Origin of the sequence: Salinisphaera orenii subsp. halophila YIM 95161, assembly GCF_003732545.1 — a bacterium.
Taxonomy (GTDB): Bacteria; Pseudomonadota; Gammaproteobacteria; order Nevskiales; family Salinisphaeraceae; genus Salinisphaera; species Salinisphaera orenii_A.
The window spans coordinates 17,896-44,396 of the sequence record NZ_AYKF01000088.1 but is presented as its reverse complement, the minus strand read 5'-3'; the positions used below and the strand labels follow the sequence as shown (position 1 = coordinate 44,396).

At 63.7% G+C, this 26,501-nt stretch carries 24 protein-coding genes; 17 read left to right on the top strand and 7 right to left on the bottom strand.

Going from position 1 to position 26,501, the window contains the following annotated elements; translation table 11 throughout:
• Positions 1–24 precede the first annotated feature (24 nt).
• From xerC to SAHL_RS10375, 6 genes are all read left to right on the top strand, one after another.
• Entirely contained in the window at positions 25–999 is a 975-nt protein-coding gene (gene xerC / locus SAHL_RS10400) for a tyrosine recombinase XerC (protein WP_123591349.1), read from the top strand.
• Between the two features lie 93 nt (positions 1,000–1,092).
• The gene (gene hslV / locus SAHL_RS10395) at positions 1,093–1,635 is read left to right on the top strand and encodes an ATP-dependent protease subunit HslV (RefSeq protein WP_123591348.1); all 543 of its coding nucleotides are present in this window, start codon (positions 1,093–1,095) and stop codon (positions 1,633–1,635) included.
• Positions 1,636–1,696: 61 nt separating this feature from the next.
• Positions 1,697–3,037, top strand: a complete 1,341-nt coding sequence (hslU, locus tag SAHL_RS10390) for an ATP-dependent protease ATPase subunit HslU (protein WP_184947630.1) — start codon at positions 1,697–1,699, stop codon at positions 3,035–3,037.
• A gap of 76 nt (positions 3,038–3,113) precedes the next feature.
• The gene (locus SAHL_RS10385) at positions 3,114–3,473 is read left to right on the top strand and encodes a gamma-butyrobetaine hydroxylase family protein (RefSeq protein ID WP_123591346.1); all 360 of its coding nucleotides are present in this window, start codon (positions 3,114–3,116) and stop codon (positions 3,471–3,473) included.
• A gap of 134 nt (positions 3,474–3,607) precedes the next feature.
• Entirely contained in the window at positions 3,608–3,907 is a 300-nt protein-coding gene (locus tag SAHL_RS10380) for an ArsR/SmtB family transcription factor (RefSeq protein ID WP_021031400.1), read from the top strand.
• 62 nt (positions 3,908–3,969) lie between these two features.
• Complete coding sequence (locus SAHL_RS10375) at positions 3,970–4,983, top strand: zinc-dependent alcohol dehydrogenase family protein (protein ID WP_006913865.1); 1,014 nt, start codon at positions 3,970–3,972, stop codon at positions 4,981–4,983.
• 346 nt (positions 4,984–5,329) lie between these two features.
• Here the strand turns inward: SAHL_RS10375 and SAHL_RS10370 are convergent, their stop codons facing one another.
• Complete coding sequence (locus tag SAHL_RS10370; protein WP_123591345.1) at positions 5,330–6,034, bottom strand: metallophosphoesterase family protein; 705 nt, start codon at positions 6,032–6,034, stop codon at positions 5,330–5,332.
• Positions 6,031–6,795, bottom strand: a complete 765-nt coding sequence (locus SAHL_RS10365) for a metallophosphoesterase (protein WP_123591344.1) — start codon at positions 6,793–6,795, stop codon at positions 6,031–6,033. Before SAHL_RS10365 ends, SAHL_RS10370 begins: the two co-directional genes overlap by 4 nt.
• A gap of 229 nt (positions 6,796–7,024) precedes the next feature.
• Between SAHL_RS10365 and SAHL_RS10360 the strand changes: the two genes are divergently transcribed.
• The 6 genes from SAHL_RS10360 to SAHL_RS17530 all read left to right on the top strand — a co-directional run bounded on the left by SAHL_RS10360 (position 7,025) and on the right by SAHL_RS17530 (position 12,139).
• Positions 7,025–8,524, top strand: coding sequence for a winged helix-turn-helix domain-containing protein (locus tag SAHL_RS10360; protein ID WP_123591343.1), 1,500 nt, complete (start codon positions 7,025–7,027; stop codon positions 8,522–8,524).
• Between the two features lie 212 nt (positions 8,525–8,736).
• Positions 8,737–9,123, top strand: coding sequence for a hypothetical protein (locus SAHL_RS10355; protein ID WP_148045542.1), 387 nt, complete (start codon positions 8,737–8,739; stop codon positions 9,121–9,123).
• A 69-nt stretch (positions 9,124–9,192) separates the two neighbouring features.
• Positions 9,193–9,939, top strand: a complete 747-nt coding sequence (locus SAHL_RS10350) for a DUF4852 domain-containing protein (protein WP_123591341.1) — start codon at positions 9,193–9,195, stop codon at positions 9,937–9,939.
• Between the two features lie 38 nt (positions 9,940–9,977).
• A complete protein-coding gene (locus SAHL_RS10345; RefSeq protein ID WP_123591340.1) occupies positions 9,978–10,385 on the top strand; it encodes a hypothetical protein in 408 nt (135 codons plus the stop codon).
• Between the two features lie 72 nt (positions 10,386–10,457).
• Positions 10,458–10,919 carry a hypothetical protein gene (locus SAHL_RS17535; RefSeq protein WP_148045541.1) on the top strand — a complete coding sequence of 154 codons (462 nt, stop codon included), beginning with the start codon at positions 10,458–10,460 and terminating at the stop codon, positions 10,917–10,919.
• Between the two features lie 131 nt (positions 10,920–11,050).
• Entirely contained in the window at positions 11,051–12,139 is a 1,089-nt protein-coding gene (locus SAHL_RS17530; protein WP_148045540.1) for a hypothetical protein, read from the top strand.
• A 693-nt stretch (positions 12,140–12,832) separates the two neighbouring features.
• On the opposite strand, the gene SAHL_RS10335 is transcribed toward SAHL_RS17530, so the two are convergent.
• Positions 12,833–14,881 (bottom strand): saccharopine dehydrogenase NADP-binding domain-containing protein, encoded by a 2,049-nt coding sequence (locus tag SAHL_RS10335; RefSeq protein WP_123591338.1) that lies wholly within the window; start codon positions 14,879–14,881, stop codon positions 12,833–12,835.
• Between the two features lie 154 nt (positions 14,882–15,035).
• On the opposite strand from SAHL_RS10335, the gene SAHL_RS10330 reads away from it, so the two are divergent.
• On the top strand, positions 15,036–15,236 hold the full coding sequence (locus SAHL_RS10330; protein ID WP_148045539.1) for a hypothetical protein: 201 nt from the start codon (positions 15,036–15,038) through the stop codon (positions 15,234–15,236).
• Entirely contained in the window at positions 15,233–16,627 is a 1,395-nt protein-coding gene (locus tag SAHL_RS10325) for an amidase (RefSeq protein ID WP_123591336.1), read from the top strand. The genes SAHL_RS10330 and SAHL_RS10325 overlap by 4 nt, the downstream gene beginning before the upstream one ends.
• 122 nt (positions 16,628–16,749) lie before the next feature.
• Here SAHL_RS10325 and SAHL_RS10320 read toward each other — a convergent pair whose 3' ends face one another.
• Positions 16,750–16,920: a hypothetical protein gene (locus SAHL_RS10320; protein WP_221177922.1), complete on the bottom strand. Its 171-nt coding sequence runs from the start codon at positions 16,918–16,920 to the stop codon at positions 16,750–16,752.
• Positions 16,921–17,375: 455 nt separating this feature from the next.
• Between SAHL_RS10320 and SAHL_RS10315 the strand changes: the two genes are divergently transcribed.
• From SAHL_RS10315 to SAHL_RS10305, 3 genes are all read left to right on the top strand, one after another.
• Complete coding sequence (locus SAHL_RS10315; RefSeq protein WP_184947616.1) at positions 17,376–18,500, top strand: GGDEF domain-containing protein; 1,125 nt, start codon at positions 17,376–17,378, stop codon at positions 18,498–18,500.
• Between the two features lie 377 nt (positions 18,501–18,877).
• Complete coding sequence (locus SAHL_RS10310) at positions 18,878–20,644, top strand: putative bifunctional diguanylate cyclase/phosphodiesterase (RefSeq protein ID WP_123591334.1); 1,767 nt, start codon at positions 18,878–18,880, stop codon at positions 20,642–20,644.
• Positions 20,645–20,945: 301 nt separating this feature from the next.
• The gene (locus tag SAHL_RS10305) at positions 20,946–21,593 is read left to right on the top strand and encodes a hypothetical protein (RefSeq protein ID WP_123591333.1); all 648 of its coding nucleotides are present in this window, start codon (positions 20,946–20,948) and stop codon (positions 21,591–21,593) included.
• A 322-nt stretch (positions 21,594–21,915) separates the two neighbouring features.
• Here the strand turns inward: SAHL_RS10305 and SAHL_RS10300 are convergent, their stop codons facing one another.
• The 3 genes from SAHL_RS10300 to SAHL_RS17835 form a co-directional block, all read right to left on the bottom strand.
• Complete coding sequence (locus tag SAHL_RS10300) at positions 21,916–23,577, bottom strand: amidase (protein WP_123591332.1); 1,662 nt, start codon at positions 23,575–23,577, stop codon at positions 21,916–21,918.
• A gap of 719 nt (positions 23,578–24,296) precedes the next feature.
• Positions 24,297–25,256 (bottom strand): hypothetical protein, encoded by a 960-nt coding sequence (locus tag SAHL_RS10290; protein ID WP_148045537.1) that lies wholly within the window; start codon positions 25,254–25,256, stop codon positions 24,297–24,299.
• 844 nt (positions 25,257–26,100) lie between these two features.
• A complete protein-coding gene (locus SAHL_RS17835) occupies positions 26,101–26,247 on the bottom strand; it encodes a hypothetical protein (RefSeq protein WP_184947614.1) in 147 nt (48 codons plus the stop codon).
• Positions 26,248–26,501 lie beyond the last annotated feature (254 nt).

The following is a 26,501-nucleotide window of genomic DNA, read 5'->3' as shown; positions in this document are numbered from 1 at the left end:
GGCGAAGCGGCCGCGACGTCGAGCATGAACCGGCCCGCCGACGACGCGCTGCCCGAGGCCATGGCCGCCGGCCTCGACGGTTTTCTCGAGCACCTGGCCCACGAGCGCCGCGCCTCGGCCCACACCCGCGACGCCTATGCCCGCGATCTGGGTGTGGCCGCCCGGCGTTTCGTCGATAGCGGCGTCCCCGACTGGACGCGCGTGACCGACGCCGACGTGCGCGATCTGCTCGCCCATCGGCACCGGCAGGGCATCCAGCCGGCCAGCCTCGCCCGCCTGCTCTCGGCTCTGCGCAGCTTCTATGTCTGGCAGATGCGCGAAGGCCGCGCCGTGGCCAATCCCGCGGTCGACGTGCGCGCGCCCAAACGTCCGGCGCGGCTGCCGGAGACGGCGGACGTGGACGACCTCGCCGCGCTGCTGGATGTGACCCCCGAAACCGACATCGACATCCGCGACCACGCCCTGCTGGAGCTGTTCTACTCCGCCGGCATTCGTCTGGCCGAGGCCGTGGGCCTGGACGCGGCCGACGTGGACCTGGCCGGGCGCGAGGCCCGCGTGCTCGGCAAGGGCGCACGCCAGCGCGCGGTGCCGGTGGGCCGCCGCGCGGCGGCCGCCCTGGCGCGCTGGCTGCCCGTGCGCGAGCGGTGGGCGGCGGCCGATGAGACGGCGCTGTTCGTCTCCGTCCACGGCACGCGGCTGTCGCGTTCCAGCGTCGCCCGGCGCATGGACCTCTGGGCCCGTCGCCACGGCCTGCCGGTGCACCTGCATCCGCACAAGCTGCGCCACTCCTTCGCCACCCATCTGCTGGAATCCAGCGGCGATCTGCGCGCCGTGCAGGAACTGCTCGGCCACGCCCATATCAGCACCACGCAGGTCTACACGCATCTGGACTTCGCGCATCTGGCGCGGGTCTACGACGCCGCCCATCCGCGCGCCCGGCACGCGGCCGACAGCGCGCCCGAGGCGGGCCCCGGCGGGGGCGATCCCGAGGCCGGCTGAACCGCCGCCGAACGGCGCCGGCGGCGGTCTCGCTTGAATCGCTGCGCGCGCGGCCCCAAGTCGGCTCCATCGACGTCAACGCGGGTGAACGCTTTGCGACAATTCGACGGCACCACCATCCTCGCCGTGCGCCACAACGGCCGCGTCGCCGTGGCCGGCGACGGCCAGGTCTCCATGGGCGACACCATGTTCAAGGGCAACGCCCGCAAGGTGCGCCGCCTCTACGACGACAGGGTCCTCGCGGGCTTTGCCGGCGGCACGGCCGACGCCTTCACGCTGTTCGAGCGCTTCGAGGGCAAGCTCGGCGAGCACAGCGGTCAGCTCGTGAAGGCCGCCGTGGAAATGGCCAAGGACTGGCGCACCGACCGCGCCCTGCGCCGGCTCGAGGCGCTGCTGCTGGTGGCCGACGAGACCGCCACGCTCATGATCTCCGGCAACGGCGACGTCATGGAGCCCGAACACGCCTGCATGGCCATCGGCTCCGGCGGCGCCTACGCCCAGGCCGCCGGCCGGGCGCTGGCCGAGAACACCGACATGGATGCGCCCACCATCGCCGAGAAGGCGATGCACATCGCCGCCGACACCTGCATCTATACCAACCATCACATCACCGTCGAGGTGCTGGACCATGCCTGATACAGCCCCCGGATCCGCCGGCGAGGAGCGCCGCGAGGCGCCCATGCTGCCGCGCCACGAGATGACCCCGCGCGAGATCGTCGCCGAGCTCGACCGCCACATCATCGGCCAGGCCGATGCCAAGCGCTCGGTCGCGATCGCCCTGCGCAACCGCTGGCGGCGGATGCAGCTCGACGAGGCCATCCGCGGCGAGATCACGCCGAAGAACATCCTCATGATCGGCCCCACGGGCGTCGGCAAGACCGAGATCGCGCGCCGTCTGGCCAAGCTCGCCAACGCGCCGTTCACCAAGGTCGAGGCGACCAAGTTCACGGAAGTGGGCTACGTCGGCAAGGAAGTCGACTCGATCGTCAAGGATCTGGTCGAGGTCGGCATGAAGATGACCCGCGAGGCCGCCAAGGCCCAGGTGCGGGTCAAGGCCGAGGATGCCGCCGAGGAGCGCATCCTCGACGCGCTGCTGCCGCGGCCCAAGAACTGGGAGGAGGCCTCCGAGTCCGACCAGCGCGCCAGCGAGTCGAGTGCCACGCGCCAGGCGTTCCGCAAGCGCCTGCGCGAGGGCAAGCTCGACGACAAGGAGATCGAGCTCGAACTCCAGCAGAACCAGCAGAGCATGGAGATCATGGCGCCGCCGGGCATGGAGGAGATGACCAACCAGCTCCAGTCCATGTTCCAGAACATGCAGGGCGGCAAGACCCAGCGCAAGAAGATCCGCATCAAGGACGCCTATCGTCAGATCGTCGACGAAGAGGCCGCCAAGCTGGTCGACGAGGAGCAGATCAAGACCCAGGCCATCGAGCAGGTCGAGAACTCCGGCATCGTCTTCCTCGACGAGATCGACAAGGTCTGCAAGCGCTCGGACGCCGGAGGCGGCTCGGGTGGCGACGTCTCCCGCGAGGGCGTGCAGCGCGACCTGCTGCCGCTGGTGGAGGGCTCCACCATCTCCACCAAGTACGGCATGGTCCGCACCGATCACATCCTGTTCATCGCATCGGGTGCGTTCCACGTGGCCAAGCCCTCGGACCTGATCCCCGAGCTGCAGGGCCGCCTGCCGATCCGGGTCGAGCTGGACGCGCTCAAGGCCGAGGACTTCGTGCGCATCCTCACCGAGCCGCACTGCTCGCTCACCGAGCAGTACAGCGAGCTGATGAACGTCGAGGGCGTCACGCTGAGCTTCACCGAGGACGGCGTGCACCGCATCGCCGAGATGGCGTTCAAGGTCAACGAGGGCACCGAGAACATCGGCGCCCGCCGCCTGCACACGGTCATGGAGCGCCTCATGGAGGAGATCTCCTACGACGCCCCGGACCGCACCGGCGAGACGCTGACCATCGACGCCGCCTACGTCGATTCCAAGCTCAAGGACCTGGCTGCCGACGAGGACCTGTCGCGCTATATTCTGTAGTCGACAGGTCGGTACGCTCGGGCCGGGTCGCGATACCATCGCGGCCCGGCTTTTTTTCGCCTACAGGACATCCGCCATGGACGCACCCACCGACATCACACTGCACCAGAAATCCCGGGTGCTCGAGGTCGAATACCCCGACGGCGCCCGCTACGAGCTGCCGCTGGAATACCTGCGCGTCTACAGCCCCTCCGCCGAGGTCCGCGGCCACGGCGGCCCCATGGAACTGGTCACCGGCAAGCGCGACGTCGGCGTCGACAAGATCGAACCGGTCGGCAACTACGCCATCCAGCTCCACTTCGACGACGGCCACAACACCGGCATCTTCTCCTGGGAAGAGCTGCGCGAGCTCGGCGATGCCTACGAAGCGAACTGGAACGACTATCTGGAACGTCTCCAAGCGGCCGAGGCCTCGCGCGACAAGCTTTGGCACTAGCGGCGAGCGCTCGTTGGGTGATCCAGGAATACGCATCGAGCAGCGGGTGTGTGACCAACTTGCCGGATCGCACCACCAAGATGGCTGCGTGAACTTTCGGCGACAACGCCCGACGAAGCCGTTATCGTGAACGCATGATGGTCGATCAACTCAAGGCGCTGGCCAGCGATACTCGCTTGCAGATCATGGCCTGGTTACGCGCGCCGGCCGAGCATTTCCCGGCCCAGGCGCACGGCGATCCGGTGGGTATTGGCGTCTGTGTGAGCCATATCCAATCCAAGGCGGGCATGTCGCCGTCGACGGCATCGACCCATCTGGCGATTCTCCAGCGCGCCGAACTCGTACAGGCCACGCGCATTGGCAAGTGGACCTACTATCGCCGCAACGAAGCTGCCATCGACACATTGTTGGACGACATCCGCGCCAATCTCTGATATCTTTTCGACATACATTTCGTTTTTTAACGAAATAACGAATCGTTTAAAGGAGCTTGGATATGTCCAATCAAACCATCGTCGTCGGTGCCGGTAGCGGCTACGACAAAGTCCGCCTCGAACAGCGGGATGTGGCCGCGCCTGGGCCCGGCGAAATCACCGTGCGTCTTCGGGCGAACTCCCTCAATTTCCACGACTATGCCGTGGTCACCGGCCTGTGGGGCGCGCTGAGCGAAGACCGCGTGCCCATGGCCGACGGTGCCGGCGAAGTCGAAGCCATCGGCGAGGGCGTCACCGAGTTTGCCGTGGGCGATCACGTCGTCAGCACGTTCTTTACCACCTGGTACGACGGCGAAACCGAAGTCGAAGGCTTCGACACCGTGCCGGGCGACGGCATCGACGGCTATGCCTGCGAACGCGTCACCCGCTCGGCCCAGGCGTTCACTCCGGCGCCATCGAATTACACGCCTGTCCAGGCGGCCACGCTCACCACCGCGGGCCTGACGGCCTGGCGTGCGCTTATGGAAGACGGCGCGCTAAAGCCGGGCGAAACCGTGCTCGTGCAAGGCACGGGCGGGGTCTCGATCTTTGCGCTCCAGTTCGCCAAGCACTGCGGGGCCACGGTCATCGCCACCTCGTCGAGCGACGCCAAGCTCGAGCGACTCGGCGCACTGGGCGCGGATCACCTGATCAACTACAAGCAGGACAAGAACTGGGGCCAGACCGCGCGTGATATCACCGGCGGTATCGGTGTCGATCACGTCATCGAGGTCGGCGGCCCGGATACGCTGGCACAGTCGATGACGGCCGTTCGTGTCCGTGGGCATATCGCCGTCATCGGCGTGTTGAGCGGCGTGGCCGGCGAGGTCTCGCTCATGCCGATGCTCGCCAAGCAGATTCGGCTCCAAGGCGTGCTGGTAGGCAATCGCCGTCAGCAGCAGGACATGGTGCGCGCCATCGAGGCCAGCAACATCGAGCCGCTCATCGACAAAACCTTCCCCCTGCAAGAGCTGGCCGACGCGTTTCGCTATCAGGAAACCAACCAGCACTTCGGCAAGATCTGCCTGACGATTTGACCCGTTCGACACGAGCGTGATCACCAACGAAGCCCCGGTCAGCCGACCGGGGCTTTTTGCTGTGACGCGGGTCGGTCTGTGAGCGAGCCCTCTTGTGCGTACGCGTCGCCGTGTCCGGCGTCGTGGATCGAATCGTCAGGCAACCGCGATAAGACAAACTGATCAAAACGGCACCCCGCCGCCACGGTCAACCCTTCGAGAGCCTGACGTTTCGCGGTTACAGCGCGAAAGTGAGGGGCAGTTCCGGGAATTTGCACGCGATGAAAGACTCGACCCTGTTACTCGTCGGAATCGACCGGCTTGAGGGGGATGGCCTGAGTCTCCAATACTGACTTTCGCGAGCCGCTCAATATGGCCGTTGAGACCGCGGCCCCCAGTGCAGAATCGTGCCGTCGAGATCCACCGCCGCGCCGAGCGCGATGCCGTGGACCGTCAAACCGCAATCATCCGTGTCGTGATCGTACTGTACGTGAACGTGGCCGTGATACAGCGCTTGCGCACCCAGGCCGTGTGCGAGTTCCGTCAGCGCCTCGAAGCCGTAGCGATGACAGCCCGGCGCTTCGTGGGTAATCAGTAGATCGGCACGTTTCGTTGCCAGATTATCGACTTCGTCGGGCCAGATCGCACCCCGGCGCTTGAGCGGCAGCCCGCCGCGCCACCAGTTTCCCTTGCCGCATATCCGAAGGAATTCGCGCCGGTTCTTTACGCGGGGCTCAATATCCGGCGGATACCAGATTCGTGACTGGAAATTGCCGCCGAGCCCGGCAACCTTCAGCCCGTGTACATCGATCACTCGCCCGTGCAGATTCAATTCGGCGGTGTTCTGAAACAGGTGATCGTAATAATCCGCGTTGTCGAAGTCGTGATTGCCGGCCACGAAATACAGCGGGCAGATCTCGAGCACTGCCGCGAAAGCATCTGCAAATGGCACGTCCAGATCAAAATCGCCGACATGGATCATGGCATCCGGGCGATGCGTGCGCGCCAGATCAATCACGTGGGCATGGTCGCCGTGCGTATCGCCCAAGACGATAATGTTCGGTTCAGTCATCCGATTTCCACCACGAAATCGGCGCAAAAACCGGTCGTCTCGTCGGCATATCCGCGCTGGTTGCTCACGATCCGAGTCTGCCCGTCACGGCCGGATACGGTTTCGTCGAACGAGTGGTGATGATGGCCATGAATCCAAAGCGGTACCGCAGCACCCAGGAGATCCGATAGATGGTTGTGGAAATAGGGCGTGAGCACGTCGCCGCCATCAAAGCGCGGGTTCAAACCCACGCGCGCCGGCGAGAAATGCGTGACCACCACGGATGGGAGCGCGGGATCGAGCATGGTTTCAAGCCACACGCGGCTGGCGTCGTGTTCCATGGTCATCGCCAGCGGCGTGAACGCCTTGTCGCCGTTGCCGATATGGCTGAAATCGGCCAACGCGATATGCGCATGATCGGTCACCTCCCGCCAGGAATGCCGCGGGCTGTCGAAGCCGGACCACAGCGTGCAACCCAGAAACCGTACGCCCCACAGGCGGACTTCATCGTTTTCCAGCAGATGAATACCCAGCCGCGGCGCGTCCTTTCGGGCCTGACCCAGGAGATATTGCAGATCGTGGTCGTAATACTCGTGGTTGCCCATCACGTAGATCATCTGGCGCGACATAAAGGTATCCGCCGCCCATTCCAGGCCGTCCAGCCCCTGCGCGATATCACCCGCCAACACCACCACGTCGCAGTCGACATCGTCACGGATGCCGGCCGCAGCCGGATCATCAAAGAATTCCAGATGTAAATCGGAAAGCACGCGGATACGCATCAGGGTTCAATCCGGTTAAACGAACGAGGGCGCTGTGGTGGGCCGAGCCGTTGTAACCAGTCTCGGCGGTTCGCGCAAACGCGACGGTTTCGAGAACGAAAACATCAGGATCCGCCCGGGGAGCCGTGGCAAAACCAGCGAAATACGCTAGAACTATGCGCGGAAAAATAGACGCGGCCGTCGATGGGCGAAGACTTCGGGCAGGCCGGCGGTTAACTCGGGGGACGACATGGACAAAACCAAAACAGCAAAAGCCTGCACGGTCGACTGGCGGAAACTGGAAGGCCGATGGCAAATCGGCGACCACGCCATTTTTGACGCGCGGCGGCGCACGCTTATGGCGAAAGATTCAAGCGATAAATGTCCGCCCCGTGCGGCGCAGGTTCTGGCTTATCTACTCAGCCGCGATGATCATTGGGCGAAGCACGAAGAACTGGCGCATGCGATTTGGTCGAACGGCGCCGTCGCGCCCGATACTCTTTACGGCGCGATCAGGAAGGCTCGCAAAGCGCTGGGCGCAGATAGCGAATGCCTCGAATCCGGCGAAAAAGGACATAGCACTTACCAGCTAAAACGAGTGAGACGTCTGGACGATGACGAGCATCTGGTTGCGTCATCGTCCACTCTGACCGAAAAAGATCAGAGCGGACGAACGATCGGCTATACCGCGGCTGCCATCATTGGGGTGATTGCAATCGCCGGCGCCGGGCTAGGGTTGATGCACGTGTTCGACAGTCGCGAGGCGCCGCGGCCATGGGCGAAATCGCAGGCGAACACGTCAGGCCCCGCGCCCATAAATCCGCCCGTAGGCGATGACGCGCCGGCTGGCGAACCCGCAGCGCCCGTCGGCGCGCTCAGCACGCTGCGTTATCACCTGTTCGGCACGCCCAACATTACCGCCGACTGGCTCAGCCGCGTCGTGTCCGGCAACCAGTCTTATTCGGAACCGACGAGTCGGGCCGGCGTGGCTTATGCCGACGGGCTCCGGGCCTATGCAGAAGGCGATTACGACCGAGCGCGGCAACGGATCGAAGCAGCGCTGACGGCTGCGCCGGACACGCCGGACTACAAGGCCGGATTAGTCGCTGTCGAAGCCGCCGCCGGTAATCGCGACACTGCGCAATCGATTCTCGACGAGCTGGAGACCGCCGAACTGAAGTATCCGGCACCCACGCGCTTGACGGCGAGACTGCGCTATCTCACCCACGCCGCCGAAACGCTGCCCGCAGAGGATCGGCTTGCGGTCTTCGATGATCTGCTCGAACAGATGACGCCGGTCTTCGCCGGCAGCAGCACCGCGGTCGCCGGTGCGCTGGCCGGCCGTGGTCATGCGCTGATCGCACTCGAACGCTGGGACGAGGCCTACACAACGTTTCAGGACGCGCTGGCGATCACCCGCGAACTCCCGTACCACTACAGCACCTGGTGGAGCCGCGCCCTTATTGCTCCGCGCGCACGCGCCGCGCGCGAAGGGGGCCACTGCGACACCGAGGCCCCACGGCTCGAAGGCACGCTTAACTTACCGACGCTCACTCAGCAATACAGCACCGTGGATAGCGCGATCGCGATCGAGGCAACGCGCTGCCTGATCGCGCTGGATCGGGCCGCCGACGCTGCGCCGTACGCGAAAGCGCTGCGGATCGCCTGGGACAACGGCGTCCTGACCGATTCGCAGCGGGCTCAAATACAGGCGATAAGCGAGCAACTCGATGAGCAATCCGGCGCGTGAGCGCCTTTTTATGCGGGTCGTCGGCTGATTTTCGGGCCACGAACCGCGCGCGTTAGCGCTCGTAACTTATTGTTCCTGAATAACGAAAGCTAACCGAAAGCTACGCGCAAGGCAGCCGACAGCTTGAATCCCGGCTGTTTGTGCAATCTGACCTCGCCGCTCCACCGGTTCGCCGGTCGGGCGGCGTCACCCATACCAACGAGGTCAGAACCATGAACCCATCCAGTCTTTTTCACCCCGTGCTTGCCGGCGTCTCGGCCGTGCTCCTGGTCGCGGTCACGGCCTGCAGCAGCGAGCCTGGCGCCGTGTACGTCGACACATGGCAGAGCGTTGATCCGAACGACACCAGTGTCGTGACCATCGAGCGCAACAATGACAATTTCCGGGTCGACTTCAACAATGATGGCGACCCAAGTAACGATCTGTTCCTCCACATCGAAAACGGCGCCCTGGTCGCCTGGAACAAGACGAACGGCAGCGGTATGAAGTTCACTTACATCGAGCCGTCAGACCAACTCAAGTGGGAAGCCACGGGCACAGCACGCGTCCAGCAGGAATTCGCCAATCAACCGACTGAATTCATGCTCGAGCGCAAGTAAACGCAGCCGCGAACCCCATCAAACCGCGTCGCAATCCGCGCCGCGTGATCCTCTATTCAGGAGTCTTCCATGACCTACCGCCATCTCATGGCCGCTGCCCTGCTGTGTCTGTGCAGCGCACCGCTCACCGCCGCCGTGCCCAGCCCAACGCCCAACGACGACGGCACCTACGCCTTCGAAGAACCCATGTTCTATCTCACTTGGCTCAAGCAGCAGTCGGACTACGACTACGCGGCGAACAAGACCGAACTGGCCAAGGCGTTCTTCTGGAATCGCTATACCCAGAACCGCAATAACGAATTCTCGCTGCAAGGCGTGCTCGAAGATGCGGCCGCCAAAGTCGAGGCCGCGGTCGATGCCTGGCCCGAGGAAATCGTATTCCGTATCCGCACCGGCGCCTCGTTCGGTGAATACGATTTCGACAAACAGCAGTTCGCGTTCGACCCGATCGAAGAGGGCGCCTACTACCCCATTTCGCTCGGCCGCCGGCTCTACAACCCGAACAGCTGGACCTCGCAGGCCGGCTATGCGCTGACCATCGCCGACGCCGTGGATATCGACGGCCTGCCCGTCGCGCGGGAAGACGCCCAGACCATGATCGAAAGCCGCACCAGCCGTTCCGGCCGAATCGATCGCAGCGTGGTCATCGTCTACACCATCAAGGTGCTGTCGGCCGGCACCACGCAAGTGGGCTATGGCAACAACACGGTCAAGGAACTCAAGGGCCGCATCACCTCTGCCAAGGCCTATGCCGTCGGCGATCGCCAGCGTGTGAGCGACGACACGCTCCTCGCGAGCTGGCCGGCTGATTCCTGATCGCTCGCGTTGCCATCCAAACAATCAAGGATCCTGTCATGACAAAACTACAAATCACCGGTCTGGCCGCCTGCGCCGCCATGGCCTTCGCTGTCTTCATGCCCATTCTCTCGACACCCCAGACATCGCTTAGCCTGATGTCCAGCAACGAGGTCCAGGCCTACATCGTGCTCGCGATCACCGCGCCGGCGGCCGCCGGCTTCTACTGGCAAAGGCCCATTGTCGCCGTGCTCGCCAGCCTGCTGAATCTGCTGTTCGTCTGTTTTCTGCTGGTGATCTACGTCGGCGCGAAGACAAACGACGACCCGGCCAACCTCTCGCCAGTCCAGTTCATGAGCCTGTCCTGGGGTTGGCTCGTAATCATCGGCGCCGCGCTCGTCATGGCAGGCGCAGCGTTCAAGGTCCGCGCCGACCGCGAAGCCAGCGCTTCCGATGCCCGGGCCTAGCTGGCATAGTCCAGGCAAGGGGTTAGACAGGTCGCCGCGCGTGGCCTGTTTTCATAACGGGGGATAGCGCTGGTGCCGACACACACCGCTACGCTTGCCAGATACTCTGCTGCGCTCACGTTGTTGCTCAGCGCCACGGTTGCGCTCGCAATGAACCCCGCGCTGCTCAAGCGCCAAATCGAAGCCGGCGATGCCGGGGTGGGCGGTAATAGCTACGTGCGTTTAATCACCCCTGAAGACTGGACGGTGAACCAGGAAGAAAACCGACTGGAGGCCCTGATCGAGGTGCCGGCAAATGCGTCTATTGAAGGACGAATGATAGGGCGGCCGAGCAAGCGCTGTGAGATCACAACTAATGCTATAGCGGTAAGTAGACAGCAAAATTCACAGAGTCGGTTCTACGCAGCCGCGCAGGCACAACCATGGCATTTGGCAGTTCGAGCTCAGCCGCTGTCTGAGTGTAATCCGAATGTCCTGCGCGCGGTGCTCATCGCAAAGGATCACACCGCGCACAAGCGACCGATAAGTAAATGAGCTAAATGTTTCTCGCCATTTCTCATGATCCTTTTCTCGTTGCTCGATCGCCAAACCGGGCTCGAGATAAAAAACTGTAATGGCGGGAAAGATTTATAGATATACGATTTTTTAAATTTATAGGCAAATATATGGGGTTAGAATCGAGCAAAAAAAATTTTTATTTTAGACTAACGAAAATTTTTGGAATCGCGGCGGCAGCAAGCACGGTCTCGGATATCTGCCAGCCAATCGCACCGTTCTCTGCATATCTGGCGGGTATTTCGGCTATCGCGTTGATATTGTTGGCGGGCGCGAGTCTCGTAACTAGGCTGTGGTCCGAATCGATAAAGACTGCAAGTGTTCTTTTCGGCTTGCTTTTTGTGCTATCGAGCGTGCTGTATTTGGTTCAGCATCACACCCAAACGTTTGAACGCTACGGAATTATTGCAGCGAAGGCGCCTGTTGCCAGAGACTTTCAGCAGGATCTGGGCCTAATGAACAAGACGCTCAGTAATATAGACCGGAAAGTTGCCAAGCTGAAAAAGGAAACTAGCGAAAACCCTCGTAAGGAATTGGCTAACCGCGGTGTCGAATGGAGTGCCGATAGCTACTACGAAGCGCTACAAAATAAGGATACAGAAACGGCGCTACTCTTTATAGAAGGTGGGCAGGCTCTCAAATATAGCGGAATGCTGCGAGCGCTTCTCACTAGCAATGACGAAATCGCTTCAGCATACTTAGCTCATCCCGTAGCACCGATCAAGCTTTCCTGCATGACTCTCACTAGGATAAGTGCCGAAGAGCTGTCATCGTTTACGAGAGCGCAGAAACAAGCTGTCAAGGTCGGGTGTGCTCGTTATCCTTCAGTTATAAAAAAATATCATGAGAATCTTGCTAGCGCGGAGGAACGGTACGACGAGGCGAATAAAAAATATCTCGACCTAAAGAACGGTGTGAAAACCGCAGGATCTTGCCGAAAGTTATTGATGGAAAATGATGCCCAGGCACTGATTCGAGAAGCCGAGAAATATTACCCTTATTCCGATTCGAATATAGATGATTACGATAGATTGTTAATAGCTATACAAGGAGACCCTATGGCAGGGATAAGTCGGAATCCGGATATCGAAGGGCTGGTGGCAGAATATTGCAAAAGCAAAACGGATTTGACATACGCTACTCCACCGGATGACACGTGGATCCAAAAATACAGGATGTTGATCAAATATCTGCAATAGAAATTATTGTCACTGCGCATGACAACTGGCATGCCTCGGTAAGGCGCAGTCTCTCGCGCGAAGTAACTGCCAATGATGGTTGGTCGACGAGGATGGAAGGAATAAGTGGAATAGCGGGGTCTATCTGAGCTAGCCCGACTCCCACGGACAAGTAAATCAAGCCACAGCTTGATGCGATCCTTTCACTGCCAGCGGCGTTCGATAGCCCAGCGGGGTAAAAGGGGTCAGACACGATTTACTTTTCAATTGATTTTCGCCAAAAAGCCAAGACTGTGGTCGGAGAACAGATTGGCGACGAGTATCTGGGCAAGAAAGTGGTTGGCGACTCGTTGATCCGATTCGTTTATCTGAAGAAAACGGAGAATTTGCCGCTGAGCTGGATCTTTGTCATTTATCGGAATGGTGACGGCTGGGTCATACCGAATTTCCAATATCAACGCGAGCGCGGAAAGTCTTTCCCTAGAGACTACGACGCGGAGTAACGGAAGGGCCAGGTAGTGCGGCACTGGGTTTTGTGTCGTGCATCGGGCGCGACCGATGAAGTTTAGGCTCCCAAGTATTGGCGAAGTAAAAAGCGTCAGACACGTTTAGTCTCCAAAGAAAGCCGAAGCCTCGCGCGACAAGCTCTGGCACTAGCCCGCACCGAGCAGCGGCGGCCTTGCCCGAGCGGTGAGGCCAGCGGCGTGTCGGCGCCTAGCCGGTCTGCCAGGTCTTGCGTCGTTCGCGTGCGAGTTCGACCACCTTGGCGATGTCCTCGTCGGTGTAGACGCCGTTCACGCCGGAGATCGAGGCCAGCTTCATGCCGTGCTTGAGGCCGAGTTTGTAAATCTCCTTGACCTTGCGCCACTCGGTATCGCGCCCGACCGTGAACACCTCGAATCGACCTTCCAGCGCCAGCACGATGGTCTCCGCCAGACAGGCGTAGACGATGTTTTCCGGCAGGGTGATGTCACGCAGGCCCTGCACCCTGGAGGGCAGGTCGATTTCGCCGGATTCGATCACCAGCACGTCCGGGCGCTTGGCGCATTCCTCGGGCGGCAGGTCGAGCGGGCGGGCCACGTCGGTGATCACGCAGCCGGGCTTCACCTTTGTAATGTCCAACACCTTCTTGCCCGCACCCGAGGTCGAGGTGACGATCATGTCCATCTCGGCCAGATGCCCCTCGTAGTCGGCCGCCGCGACCACCTTGGCGTCCGGCGTTTCCTTGAGGATGGAGGCCTTCAGCGCCTCGAGTTTCTTCTGGTCGCGGCCGGCGAGATACACCTCGTCGAACGCCATCGCCAGCAGGCGCGCGCTCACCGATCCGATCGAGCCGGTGGCGCCGATCACCATGGTCTTGGCCTGTACGCGGCCGTCTTTCGGCGCTTCCACCAGGCCCATGCGGCGCATCGCGTCCGCCGCGGCCCAGAGCGCGCCGGACGCCGAATAGCTGTTGCCGGTGGTCACCGGCAGGTTCGCGCGTCGGGCCACGGTCACGCCCGCGTCGCCGACCACTTTCGTGAACGCGCCGAGGCCGATGATCTGCGCGCCCATCTTCTGTGCCTTGTCCGCCGCGGCGAGCAGCCGGCGATAGGTAAATTCCGGGCTGCGGGCGAGCATTTCCTTCGGCGTGCCGCCCACCGAAATCAGCCAGCCCTCCGCTTCGGAGCCGGTCGGCGAGACGATGTTGGTCATCTTGCAGTACACCATGGGCGGCACCATGGCGGCGGCCTTCTCGATCTGGTCCATCACGCGCTTGGGCGTGGATTTCGGCAGCAGCGGAAAACCCATCCGGATGGCTTCCTGGCTGAGCGGATGGATGATGAAGGCAAAGCGACGCACGTTGCGAAACTGCCCGGTCGGGTGCAGCAGCTGCGGGGTGAGCTTGAGCTCGTCGATGATCTCGGCCAGGTCGTCGTCCGAAAGGTCCTGCGGTTCGAGCCCGGTCGCGGCGAGAATCATCGCCTCGATCACATTGATGCCGACCACTTCCTTGAACGGCTGCGGGCAGATATCGATCGCGAGATTGACTTCCTGTTCCTTCAGCCAGGCCAGGCTTTCTTCGTCGATGGCCGAGCTGAGCAGCGTCTTGCGCTTGAGATTGCCGTCGCCGGCGAAGGCGCGGATATCCTCGATCGCGCCAACGATCACATGCGATTTGGCCATCTCCCTGGCCAGAAAGCGCTGCTTGACCTTCGGCAGCTTGGGCAACGCCGCGCCCAGCTTGCGGGCCGCCCAGATGCCGTTGGCCATAGTGCTGCCGGTCGCGAACAGCTCCAGCTGCGACAACGACGTCAACAGGGCCGGCGTGCCCGTCTTCAACACCGCGTCGGCAAAACTCAGGTTGGGCGTGTACTGCGACATCTCCACCGCGATGTCGTAGTTCACCGTGCCCGACAGGAACAGCACCAGCGCGTTGTTGAAATAGTTGCCCAGGGTCTTCTGCACATGGCGCACCGCGCGCACCTGCAGCATGCGGCGCAGATCCGCGCCTGTGGTCGCCGGCACCCGTGTCACCACCTTCAGCAGCTTGTCCGTGTCCTTGTGCACGAAACGCCGCGTGCCCACGTCGTAGTGGTCGCGAATCATCCCCAGGCCCACCGCATCGGCGTCGGCCTGCGCACGGCGCAGCAGATCCCAGGCCCGATCCTCGTCGCCGTCCGCGCCCTGGCGTGTAACGGTGAAGTCGTTCCCCAGGAATTTGGTTTTAAACGAATAGTCCTGCGCGGACGGCCCCATCGAGACGGTGATGACGTGTTTCAAAGCCAGCTCCCCAGCATGTTTTTCTTGTGCGAGCAGCTTACTTCAGGCGCGCGGTTTTGTATCACTGGCGAAACGATTGCGGGCGCGGTTTACCGCCCCCGGCGCGCGTAGTAGGTTCGATGGCCATAACAACAATCATCGGATGGAGAAAAGCATGTCGCGACCGCCTCTGGACGACGCCCGATTGACCACCCTCAGCGAGTCCGTGGGGCTCGATCTCTCGCCCGAGCGCCGCGCTGTTCTAATGCCCGCGCTCGACGGTCTGTTGCAGCAGTTCGACGTGCTCTACGACGTGGAAGTCGACGAAACCGCGCCGCTGCATTCCTTCGACGCCCGCTGGGGAGAAAAGAAATGAACGACATACTCTCCCTGTCGGCGACCAAACTCGGGCAGAAGATCAAGGCGGGCGACATCTCGCCCGTCGACGCGGTCGACGCCTGCCTCGCCCGTATCGACGCCACGGAACCAAAACTCAACGCCTATGTACGTGTGCTGGCCGACGAGGCCCGCGCCGCGGCTAAACAAGCCGAAAAGGAAATCGCTGCCGGCCAATGGAAAGGCCCGCTGCACGGCGTGCCCGTTGCGCTGAAGGATCTCTACGACCTGGCCGACGTGCCCACCACCGCCTCGTCCCGCGTGCGCGAAAACTGGACGCCGAATGCCGACAGCGCCGCCGCCGAACGGCTCAAGGCCGCCGGCGCCATCGTTCTCGGCAAGACCCATACCCACGAATTCGCCTACGGCATCGTCACGCCCACCACGCGCAATCCCTGGGATACCGAGCGCACGCCCGGCGGTTCCAGCGGCGGCTCCGGCGCTACCGTCGCCTCGGCCGGCGCCTTCATGGCGATGGGCTCGGACACCGGCGGCTCGATCCGTATCCCCGCCGGCCTGTGCGGCACGGTCGGCCTCAAGCCCACCTTCGGGCGCGTCAGCCGCGCGGGCATCACCTCGCTGTCCTGGGGGCTGGACCACGCCGGGCCGCTCACGCGCACCGTCGAGGACGCCGCCACCTGCCTGCAGGTACTCGCCGGTTACGACCCGCGCGATCCCGGCTCGGTGGACGAACCGGTACCGGATTACTCGGCCGGCCTGCGCGACGGCATCAAGGGCCTGCGCGTCGGCGTGCCCACCAACTACTTCTTCGACCAGCTGGACGCAGAAGTGGAAGCCGCCGTCCGCAAGGCCTACGAACAGCTGGAATCACTCGGCGCCGAACTGGTGGACGTCGCGCTGCCCATGCCGGAACAGATCGTCGCCGTCGAGTTCGCGATCCTGTTGCCGGAAGCCAGCGACTACCACCGTCAGATGCTGCGCGACAGCGCCCATCTCTATAACGACGACGTGCGCGTCATGCTCGAAGCCGGCGAGTTCGTGCCCGCCACCACCTATATCCGTGCCCAGCGCGTACGCAATCTGCTACAGCAGGAATTCCGCAAGCTCTACGACAAGGTAGACGTCATCGTCGCGCCCTCCGTCGCTGCGACCGCCGTCACCGCCGGCACCGAATCCATCACCTGGCCGGACGGCAGCGAAGAGCCGCTCATCTCCGCCTACACGCGCTTCTCGCTGCCCGGTAACGTCACCGGCCTGCCGGCCATGAGCGTGCCCTGCGGTTTCACCGAAAACGGCTTGCCGATCGGTTTCCAGGCGATCGGTCGTCCCTTCGACGAATCCACGGTGTTGCGTCTGGGGGCGGCCTACGAGGCGGCAACGGATTGGCACCAACGCCGCCCGGATATCTGAGCGTAGGCGCAGGCGGCGCGGCAAGCGCGATGCTCGAGCCGCGCCGCCAACCGTTCGTCCTGTTTTGTTTTTTGCTTGCTCGCGAGAGGTCGCTGCGAGCCAATGACTAAAATGGGGCCTTGCTAGTTCGCCAGTGAGAACTCGTCGAACAGCGCGACTTCACCGTCGAGATCCGACGGATCGAAGACATAGCTTTTCACCGTGCCTGTGCCGGTATCGAGGATCGAGAACACGCTGAGCTCGTTGCTGGCAACGAAGGGCAGCGGGCCGTAGTTTTCGTTCAACATGCTCATGGGGTTGGAGATGTTGTGGAATCCGGTGACAGTGTACGGAATTCGTGGCACGGGCTAAGGGCCTTGGGCTAATTGCTTCGTGGAATCCGGAATTAAGTACGCCGCCCACGGATATGACGAAAGATTTTTTCTTGTGTCACGCTGGTTCTTCAGCCGGGGCAGGTTGATCGAGCTCGATCTCATAAAGGCGATCGGTCGACCGGCACCAACTGAGGTCGCCCCGATCAAGAGCGTGCTCTGGTGAGCATGTTCGGTTGAGCCAGCATGGGATGCTGTCATCAATTTGTGAGCGCGCTGGCCGATAGGACACGATCAGCTGTACGGTCATGGGTTGGGTCACAGGATGCATGCCGGCGTGTTGGATTGGGGCTATGACGTGTAGCTTGCGGCCGACGGCCGTGCCGGAAACACGAATCAATTAAAGGACGCCTGGCCCGGACGACATGCTGAGATGGTTGGCCAAACTCTGGAGGTTGGGTGCGCAAAATACGGAACCGGCCTTGCGCAGGCGCATCATGCTCGTCAATCAGCTGGGCCTGTTTGGCGCGGTTACGACCGTGCCTTATCAGCTGTTCTATGGCCTGACGTCGCTGTCTTACTATGCGCCGGTTTTCGCCAGCAATTTGGCGATCATGGCGGGGTACCTATGGACGCTATGGGCGAACTATCGCCGGCGTCATGATTCCGCCCGTAATTTCATTGTGGTCGTAGTGATGGCGCAGCTCGCGATGGTGACCTGGTACATCGGCCGCGACCTGGGCGTCCATCTGTTCTATTTCACCCTCATCAGCATTCTGCCGCTGTTGTTCGAGCGTGCGCGCGCTCGAGCGCTTGCCCTGCTGGCAGGGGGCAACGCGCTACTGTTCTGGATATGCGATCAGAACTTCGGCCATGCCACACCACCGTTGGCGGTGCCAGAGGTTATTCTCACGCTGGTTTTCGGTTTCAGTACGGTTGGTGCGGTCGCGTTGATAACGGCGTTTATGGTGCTTTTTCGCCAGCAGATCGACGCCGTCGAAGAAAGCCTGACGGATTCGAACCTGGAACTTGCACAACTGAGTGCGACCGATGTGCTTACCCAGTTGCCCAATCGTCGAGCCGTGGAGGCGTTTCTCGCGCGGTGGTCTGAAAAACCGGACACCTTGGTCGGCGTCGTGCTATGCGATATCGACTATTTCAAGCTCTATAACGACCATTACGGTCATTTGCGAGGCGATGAAACGCTGTATGCGATTGGCGCGGCGCTGCGGGATTCCACACGCAGCGATTTCGATCTCGTGGCCCGCTATGGCGGCGAGGAGTTCATCATTCTTCTGCCGCAAGCCAACCACGGTTATATCAAGGAAGCGGTCGAGCGGCTGCGCGCTGCCGTAGAGGCGCTGGCGATCGAGCACCGCTATCGCCCCGATGCACTCGAAGTCGTTACCATGAGCATCGGGTACAGTCAGTTCGAAAGCCGCGGCAAGCGGCGCGCGCCGTCGACACGAGAACCGATCGACGCGGCTGACAAGGCGCTGTATCGGGCCAAGAATCTGGGCCGCAATCGCGCCGAAAGCGGCTTTCTCGGCGCTAACGATTAACCGCCGCGCCAGCTCGCGGTGATGGGGTCGGGTCTTGCGCAGTGCATTCTTTTATGTGGCGCCGATTTCGAGGTCAAACCAGCTAGAGTTTGCTTAATCTGTAATCGTCCCAGTGAGCCGTTTGAAGCGTGGTTCTGGCCAGAGTTGAAGCACTCTGAGGGACTCGGCAATCCGCATAGCCTGCCGCCTGCGTCGCCGCTCGTCTGTAACTCATGAATTCCCGATAAGCGCCGATAATTTGAATATGGCGCTGGCTTGTTGCGCTCGCACGGCCGGCACTTCAAGGTGTTTCGAAGGCTTTGGGGGCAGCGCCGCGACCGGCGGCGGGCCGATGCCGCTGGGGGCCTGAGGGCCCCGGACGATACGCGGGAGGCGTCATGAGCGGAGCCGGAGGACAGGGCGGGTCGGCGCGGGCCGAGGAGTCGAAGCCGCTCGATCTGCCGCAGCTGCGGGCCGTGATCGACCGGCTGCCGCGGTCGGTGTTCGCCGGGCTGCTGGATGTCGACGGGGTGTTGATCGACGTCAACCGGGCGGCGCTCGATGCCATCGATGCGCGGCCCGAGGACGTGCTGGGCCAGCCGTTCGAGACCACGCCCTGGTGGCGGTTCTCCGAGGTGTCGCGGCGCCAGCTGCGCGCCGCGATCCGCGATGGCCGTGACGGCAAGCGCTCGCGTTTCGAGGCCGCGATGCAGGATCGCGACGGCCGCGTGCTGCTGCTCGATTTTTCGCTGGAGCCGCTCTACGGGGCGAGCGGCGAGGTTGAATACCTGGTCCCCGCGGCCAGCGATCTGACCGAGCGCCGGGTCGCCGAGCAGCGTATCGAGTATCTGGCCACGCACGACGAGATCACCGGTCTGCCCAATCGGCACCTGCTGCAGGCGCGCCTGGCGGAGGCGATGGAGCAAGCCGGGGCCGATCAAGTCGTCATCGTGCTGCTGATCGACCTGGACCGCTTCAACCTGATCAACCTGTCGCTGGGCCACGGCGCGGGCGATACGGTGCTGTGCGAGGCCACGCATCGTCTGATGGACTGGGCCGGCGACCGGGGCCGGGTCGCTCGCGTGGGTGGTGACGAGTTCGCCGTACTGCTCGACGGCGACGTGGATGCGGCGGCCGCGGCCACGGCGGTGGCCGAGGTCCTGGGGCGGGCGATCACGGTCGAAGGCCAGGAGATTCATCTGACCTGCAGCATCGGCTGTGCGCGCCATACTGCCGCTGGCAATACCGACGATGGCCTGCTGCTGAAGAAGGCCTCCGCGGCGCTGCACGGCGCCAAGGCGCGCGGCGGCAACATGGCTGAGGTGTACCGGCGGGGTCCGGACGATCGCGACCCCGAGCGGCTGGCACTGGAATCCGCGCTGCACCACGCGATCGAGCGCGACGAGCTCTTTCTGTGCTATCAGCCGCAGGTGGATCTGGCCTCGGGCCGGATCGTCGGCGCCGAGGCCCTCATGCGCTGGCGCCGGCCGGGCCACGGCGTGGTGCCGCCCGACCGTTTCATCCCGATCGCCGAGCAGACCGGGCGCATCGTGCCCATGGGCGCCTGGGCGCTGGAGACCGCGCTGGCGACGACCCGCGGCTGGCTGGCCGGGGAGCCGAGGCTGGCCCAGATCAGCGTCAACATCTCGGCGCGCGAATTCCTGCGGCCGGACTTCGTTCGCCGGGTCGAGACGATGCTCCACGCCGCCGATGTCGCGCCGCAGCGCCTCACGCTCGAGCTGACCGAAAGCATGCTCATGGATGATGCCGAGGGCGCGGTGCGTACGCTGGCCGCGCTCAAGGCACTGGGCGTGCGCCTGGCGCTGGACGACTTCGGCACGGGCTATTCGAGCCTGAGTTACCTGCGGCGTTTCCCCCTCGATGTCATCAAGATCGATCGCTCGTTCGTGCGCGATATCGCCGTGGACGCGAGTACCGCCGCGATCGTGGACGCCACCATCCGCATGGCCCACAGCCTGAATCTGGATGTCGTGGCCGAAGGCGTGGAGACCGAGGCCCAGCTCGCCGAACTGGCCGCCCGCGGCTGCGATCAGGCCCAGGGCTATCTGTTCTCCGCCCCCGTGCCGGCCGAGGATCTCGCGGCGCTGCTGCGCAGCGACCCGCCGTGGGCGGTCGCACCCGCCCGGTCCGGGCCCGAACGCTGACGCACTGCGGGCTGCGTCGTCCGCCGCCTCGCGTTGTCGGCGCGGAGCTTCGATATCCGCCGCATTTGGGGATATCGCTGAGCCCGCTCGAGGCCTGCCATATGCCGCATGCTGAGCGATGCGGCGGAGCCGGCCGGCAGCGTGTGGCGCCGCAAACCGCGCGGCGCGGGGCGCTTCCATGGCGCGGGCGTCCGGCTATCGCAGGTGGTGAAAAGGCCCCCGCGTACCCGGAATCCTACGGATGGGCCCGTGGCGGATGCGGCCCCGACAATGCGGGCAGAACATCAACCGTGGAGCCCGCATGGCCCGGCAACAGGATATCGCGCAGGCCGCGCTACGGCGGCACGGCCGCACCTTCGCCGCGGAGCTCGGCGTCCGGCTGCAGCGCAACACGCCCTCGCCGTTGTTCCGACTGCTGTGTCTGTCGCTGCTGACGAGCGCGCCGGTACAGGCCGATCTGGCCATGCGCGGCGCGCAGGCCTTGGGCACGGCCGACTGGACCACGCCCGACAAGCTGCGCCGCAGCAGCTGGGCCGAGCGCGCGGCGGTGTTCAACCGCGCCGGCTATGCCCGCGTGGATGAAAAGACCGCCACCCAGCTGGAGCGGCTCAACGACCGGCTGCTGTCCGAATACCGCGGCGACCTGCGACGGCTGCGCGACGAGGCGGACGGCGACCTGCGCGCCGCGCGCAAGGCCCTGAAGCAGTTCCACGGCATCGGCGAGACCGGTGCCGGCATCTTCCTGCGCGAGGTCCAGGCCGCATGGCCGGAGTTCCATCCCTTCGCCGACAAGGCCGCACTCAAGGCCGCCGAGAAACTGGGGCTGCCCACCGAGGTCGAGCATCTCGCCGGCCTGGTCGAGCCGCGCGAGTTCCCCCGCCTGGTCGCCGCGCTGGTGCGCACCCAGCTGGCGAAGGACTTCGGCGCGGTGCGGTCGGCGGCCGGCTGAGGCGGCCGAAACGGGTGGTCCGCCGGGGCGGTGTCGCGGGCACGTTGGTGCGCGTCCGGATGGCGTCTCCCGGATCTTTTCACGAGGTGGGCACGGTTGCCGCGTGGCTATCGGTCTCGGGTTGCGCGGTGAATCGCGCCGCGATGGCGCGGCCCATGGTATCGGCGATACCGCCGCGGGCTGTGGCGGCGTTGGAGGAGCCCTGCCAGGCGGGCGTTTCTGCCCGCCGAATACCACGCTCGACCGTCTTTTCGGGCCGAGCCGATCGAGCCGCCACCCCTGCGGATGGCGGCTCGACGGTTGCTGCCCGGTTGCGTTGTTACTAAAGCGCCGGGAACAGCGTGGGCGGATGGCGATGTTGTGTCGCCTGCTCGTAGGCGTAGGCGTACTTGATGAGGTCCGCCTCGGCGAACGGATAGCCGAAGATCTGCAGGCCGGTAGGCAGTCCCGAGCCGGTGAAGCCCATGGGGACGGTGATGGCCGGCTGGCCGGAGGCGGGCGCCAGGCCCTGGCTGTTGTCGCCGGTGTTGGCTGGCAGGTCGTCACGGGTTTCCGGGTCGTCGGTGATGATGGGCTGCGGCGGATTGTCCCAGGTCGGATAGATCAGCCCGTCCAGGTCGGCCGCTTCCATGGCGCTGACCATGGTGTCCCGAAACGCCTGGCGGCCCGGGTTGTCGCGGATGTTGCCGGGTTCGCCCGCACAGCCCTGTTCGGCGGGCGTTTCGGTCACCTCGAGATTGCCGCGCAGCTGCTCGCCGTGGGCCTCGGCGAATTCGCCACTGTCTACGATCTCCTGCAGCGACTGCACTGGCGCGTCGGGCCCGAGCGAGGCCAGATAGTTGTCGAGATCGTAGCGGAAGCGGCGGCAGCTTTCGGCGCCGCGCAGGGCGTCCTGATAACCGTCGACATCGAACGGGTCGACGATTGTCGCGCCGGCGGCGCGCAGGTCGGCGATCGCCTGCTCGAACAGTGCTTCGACCTCCGGGTCCGCGGTGTCGTCGATGAGCCGGCGGAACACGCCGAAGCGCGCCCCTTCCAGGCCGTCGGCCTGCAGGGCGTCGGTGTAGTCGTCCGGAATGTTGTCCTCGCTCAGCGTGGTGATGGGGTCGGCCGAATCGTAGCCGGCGATCACGTTGAGCATGCGCGCCGTGTCCCCCACCGTACGGGTCATTGCGCCCGTCATGTCGCGGTCGAAGTTCAGCGGGATGACGCCGTCGCGGCTGATCAGCCCCATGGTGCTGCGCAGGCCGACGAGCGCGAGATGCGACGACGGGCCGCGAATGGAATTGCCGGTATCGCTGCCGACCCCGACCGCGCCGAAGTTGGCGGCGACGGCGGAGGCCGTGCCGCCGCTGGAACCGGCCGTCGTGCGGCTGACGTCATAGGCGTTGCGCGTCTGGCCGGTGACCGAACTCAGGGTATGGCCGGCGTGAAAGGCGAATTCGTCCATGTTCGACTTGCCGAGCATGATGGCGTCCGCGTCGCGGAGTTCGGCCACCACGTGGGCGTCGTCCGGCGGCACCGACTCGGCCAGCGCAAGCACGCCGCCGCTGGTCGGCATGTCGGCGGTGTCGTAGAGGTCCTTGACGATGACCGGCACGCAGTACAGTTCGCCGAGCGCGTCCCCGGCCGCGATCCGTGCATCGATCGCCTCGGCGCGCTCGAGCGCCGCCGGGTTGATCGTGATCATGGTGTTTACGGTGGTGCTCTGGTCGTAGACCTCGATGCGCTCGAGATAGTCCGCCACCAGGGCGCGGCAGCTCGTGCTGCCTGATTCGAGCGCCGCATGGATCTCGGGGATGGTCGTCTCCGTCAACGAGAACGTCGGGCTCGCCGTATCGTCGTCAGTGTCGACGGAGACCGATGAGTCGTCATCGCAGGCGGTCAGGGCGAGCGCCGCGAGCGCGGCGAGCGTCAGCCGCCGAACGTTGCCGCCGACGCCAGAAAAATCACGGCCACGCGGTGACCAAGGTGATCGATCCATGATTGTCCCCCAGAAAGGAGATGGAATAAGGCGCAGAGGGTCTAGCAATAGTTGCGCCATACGGGCGCCGAAGCCTCCGTGCGCCGCCGTATCGGCCGCTCTTACGGCCGCGCCCCGGCGGCAAGTGTTGATGGGAACGCTGAAAAATCCGAAGCGACGATGAGTTTGGTGAACGCATCGGCCGCGAGCCGGCAGCGGCGCGCGCTGGGGCGCCCCGCGCCGTACCGGGGCGCTCGCCTCATTCCGGAGGCCGCCGTGCACCACGGCGGCGCGCAAACGACTGTCGCGCCATAGCGCTGGCCCGTATCGACGTGGACAAGAGGCCTTTGCCGGACCATGTCTTGCGGGGCCGGTGGCGGGGTGGGCAGTGGCCCACGGCATCTGCTGCCTCGATTTCGTCACGGCCCGGCTGCCGATAGCCGCCGAAGCTGCGACACCCACACCAGCCGTTGGCCGAGCAGGGCGGCGGCCACGCTCAGCCCGATCCAGTAGCTGTAGACGTCCAAGCCCTCGAAGGCGCCGTCGCCGCTGCGCCTGTGGGAGTTGGGGCGAGTCTTGCATCGCGCATCAGGCCCCATGGTTTTAATTGACGTTGCGCGATGCTGCACACAATAAAAATCCGGCTCCCATCCAATGGAAGCCGGATTATCGGTGCACTCGCAGCTATGCCGTGTCTAACACATCAGCGCTAGCCGGAACCGCTTTGCTAGAGGCTGCGATCAGGCCCGGTAGTGACGCGCACCGACGCCCATGCCGAGCAGGGCGATACCGAACAGCGCCATGCCCAGCGGACCCGGTTCCGCCACGTCGACGGGATAGGCGGCGAAGTTGGCGACTGCCTGCTGGCTGCCGTCGCCGGTGTCGTAGGTGAACGTGAAGTTGTCGAGCCAGCCTTCGAACTCCATGTCATCTCCATCGAGGGCGGTGATCTTCAGGCCATCGATCGGATCGTCCAGCCAGCTGTAGTAGTCGTCGTTGGTCGGGTCGCCGTCATTCTGAAACACCTCGTCCCAGTAGAGGGTTTCCTCGAACGTGTACCAGGGGTTGTTTTGGCCGTTGCCGCCGTTGGTCGAGCCGGCCGGGCTTTCGTTCTGGTGCAGCGTGCCTTCGAGGCCGGTCGGCGCGTCGCCGGTCTTGGTCCATTCGTAGGTATTCCACTCGCCGACCTGGAAATCGGCGCTGTCATCGACGTTGGTGTCGTCCCGGATGTTGTGGAAAAAGTCGATGGCCTGGAAGCCGTCCGGATGGTAGGGGCTGTCGGTTTCGATCTGCATCGAGAACGTCGGGTCCGAATAGCCGCCATCGTGCTTCACGTCGAAGCTTACCCTCGAGATGTCGCGGATGGTGATCCCGGCGTTGGAGATGCCCAGCGGATCGGCTAGATAGAAGAAGTCGACGTTCGCCGGCCCGGTGGTTACGTGCCAGGAGTCATTGCCGAGCGTGCCGTCGCCGTTGACGCCCGAAACTGCCGGAACGTTTGAATAGACGTCGCCGGGGTAGAGGTCGATCGTCGCGGCTAGCGCCGGCGAAGTTGCGACCGTGGCCGCAATCGTCAGCACCACCGCGGCAGGCCCCGAAAAGCGTCCCATGAACGGCTTCCGGGCCACTGTAGACAGTGCGCCGCCAATATCGGAAGCGAAGGTGGTCGCCGAGCGCGGCGGGAGGTTCTCGTGTTGCATGATGCTTATCCTTACAGGGTAGCGGGCGTTGGTTCCTGCGACGGAACCGCGGTGATTCGATCCGTGCCGACGCGCTTTCGTGTACGGCAGCGGTCAGTTCGACTTAAGGGATCACGACTTAACGGAAGTCTTGGAACACGGGGTGAACCGGCCCGAAGGGCGACACCGCCTGAAGTGGCTGCAAGGGACGTGATGCCCCGAGTGCAGTCGTTGGTATACGTGGCACGGCCCATCCTCCACTGATTCGGCAGGTCGCCGACTCACGGGTATAAGCAAGACCCGAGCCGCTCAGGGCAAACGATTAAATTTGCTAAGAAATATTGATTTTTATGTCGGCATTCGGGTTGTTCTCCGCTGAGTTATGTAAATTATATCGACAGCCGGTGTGGAGGCCCGGTCCAGTCATCCGAGCCGCGACAGCGTGGCGTCGGACTGTCCGCCGAGCGAGTGCGCGGTCGGTGTTTCGTTCAAGGTCGTCAGAACGCCCGGATTACCTTAGCGATCGAGCTGTGAAAGTTTGTAAGCCGCGCACGTATGCGGGCGCTCGGGGCACTGGCTTGCTGCGGTGGTCTCGAGGCCGGGCTGTGCGTTGGAGCGCGAACACAGGCCGTTCGGCGTATTAGGCGTGCGGCCCATCACGGCCCGGCCGGCCGTCGTTGTCGTGGACGAAGACGCGCGCCCCACGGGCGTGCCGGCATGCGTCACGAAACGCCCGTGCCGGGGCGCCGGGCGCCTACGGCCCGGACGCCGACAGGCGCCGCAGCTGCGACATCCACACCAGCCGCCGGCCGAGCAGGTTGCCCATGCCTAAGCCGACGCCCCCAGTAGGAGAGCATCGTGACGATCATGATGATGCGCGTGTCCTTCTCCGGCTCAGCACCCGGCCTGCCTGCACGGTCAGCGCCATGCCGAGAGACAGCGGCAGGATGAACGGCACGGAGCTGAAGTTCAGCACCAGCGTGTGCGCGGCGATCACGATCTCGCCGAGCATGACGCTGCCGGCGGCCGACTTCGTTGCACACGTCAGGCGGCCACGGTCGCCTGGTATCCGATCGGGTCCAGCGTCTCGATCTCGGCCGTTTTCAGACAGCTGTTCGAGCCCAAGGGGACAACACGTCGTCGACGGCTACAGCAGGCCTTCAACAGGCGCCGGCGTCGCGGCTCGGCACACTGCACAAGTTGGACGCCGCCGATGCGCTGTTCATGCCTGACATGCGGCGGCGGAGCATGCAGCTGCAAACGCTT

What these genes read in the sequence shown, in the direction of transcription:
- SAHL_RS10330 (WP_148045539.1), top strand. Translation starts at nt 15,036, where the DNA reads ATGTCGCGACCGCCTCTGGACGACGCCCGATTGACCACCCTCAGCGAG.
- SAHL_RS10320 (WP_221177922.1), bottom strand. Translation starts at nt 16,920, where the DNA reads ATGAGCATGTTGAACGAAAACTACGGCCCGCTGCCCTTCGTTGCCAGC.
- SAHL_RS10375 (WP_006913865.1), top strand. Translation starts at nt 3,970, where the DNA reads ATGTCCAATCAAACCATCGTCGTCGGTGCCGGTAGCGGCTACGACAAA.
- SAHL_RS10385 (WP_123591346.1), top strand. Translation starts at nt 3,114, where the DNA reads ATGGACGCACCCACCGACATCACACTGCACCAGAAATCCCGGGTGCTC.
- SAHL_RS10345 (WP_123591340.1), top strand. Translation starts at nt 9,978, where the DNA reads ATGACAAAACTACAAATCACCGGTCTGGCCGCCTGCGCCGCCATGGCC.
- SAHL_RS10290 (WP_148045537.1), bottom strand. Translation starts at nt 25,256, where the DNA reads ATGCAACACGAGAACCTCCCGCCGCGCTCGGCGACCACCTTCGCTTCC.
- SAHL_RS10300 (WP_123591332.1), bottom strand. Translation starts at nt 23,577, where the DNA reads ATGGATCGATCACCTTGGTCACCGCGTGGCCGTGATTTTTCTGGCGTC.
- SAHL_RS17530 (WP_148045540.1), top strand. Translation starts at nt 11,051, where the DNA reads ATGGGGTTAGAATCGAGCAAAAAAAATTTTTATTTTAGACTAACGAAA.
- SAHL_RS10350 (WP_123591341.1), top strand. Translation starts at nt 9,193, where the DNA reads ATGACCTACCGCCATCTCATGGCCGCTGCCCTGCTGTGTCTGTGCAGC.
- SAHL_RS10380 (WP_021031400.1), top strand. Translation starts at nt 3,608, where the DNA reads ATGATGGTCGATCAACTCAAGGCGCTGGCCAGCGATACTCGCTTGCAG.
- hslU (WP_184947630.1), top strand. Translation starts at nt 1,697, where the DNA reads ATGACCCCGCGCGAGATCGTCGCCGAGCTCGACCGCCACATCATCGGC.
- SAHL_RS10360 (WP_123591343.1), top strand. Translation starts at nt 7,025, where the DNA reads ATGGACAAAACCAAAACAGCAAAAGCCTGCACGGTCGACTGGCGGAAA.
- xerC (WP_123591349.1), top strand. Translation starts at nt 25, where the DNA reads ATGAACCGGCCCGCCGACGACGCGCTGCCCGAGGCCATGGCCGCCGGC.
- SAHL_RS10365 (WP_123591344.1), bottom strand. Translation starts at nt 6,795, where the DNA reads ATGCGTATCCGCGTGCTTTCCGATTTACATCTGGAATTCTTTGATGAT.
- SAHL_RS10325 (WP_123591336.1), top strand. Translation starts at nt 15,233, where the DNA reads ATGAACGACATACTCTCCCTGTCGGCGACCAAACTCGGGCAGAAGATC.
- SAHL_RS10355 (WP_148045542.1), top strand. Translation starts at nt 8,737, where the DNA reads ATGAACCCATCCAGTCTTTTTCACCCCGTGCTTGCCGGCGTCTCGGCC.
- SAHL_RS17835 (WP_184947614.1), bottom strand. Translation starts at nt 26,247, where the DNA reads ATGCTCGGCGAGATCGTGATCGCCGCGCACACGCTGGTGCTGAACTTC.
- SAHL_RS10305 (WP_123591333.1), top strand. Translation starts at nt 20,946, where the DNA reads ATGGCCCGGCAACAGGATATCGCGCAGGCCGCGCTACGGCGGCACGGC.
- SAHL_RS10310 (WP_123591334.1), top strand. Translation starts at nt 18,878, where the DNA reads ATGAGCGGAGCCGGAGGACAGGGCGGGTCGGCGCGGGCCGAGGAGTCG.
- SAHL_RS10370 (WP_123591345.1), bottom strand. Translation starts at nt 6,034, where the DNA reads ATGACTGAACCGAACATTATCGTCTTGGGCGATACGCACGGCGACCAT.